The following is a 234-nucleotide window of genomic DNA, read 5'->3' on the forward strand; positions in this document are numbered from 1 at the left end:
GAGGTGCGGGCCGCCTGCAGCGCGCGGCGCACCTGCCCGGCGATCTCGCCCTCGCCGACTACGACGGACTCGAGGCCGCTGGAGACGGAGAAGAGGTGCTCGGCGACGGCGTCGTCGCTGAAGACGGCGCTGGAGGACCGCAGCACGTCGGCGTCGATGCCGCTGGCGGCGGCGACGGTCTCGATCACGTGATCCGCGGTCGCGGCCCCGGCGAGGCGCTGCGCGTCCACGTCG

The 234-nt window shown here is 75.2% G+C and carries 1 protein-coding gene; it reads right to left on the minus strand.

Going from position 1 to position 234, the window contains the following annotated elements:
- Window positions 1-234, minus strand: a 234-nt coding sequence (locus ACZ2XM_RS15705) for a hypothetical protein (protein WP_490619046.1), incomplete at both ends; no start/stop codon positions are given.

The organism is Psychrobacter sp. CoH-33_TS_01 (assembly GCF_058189395.1).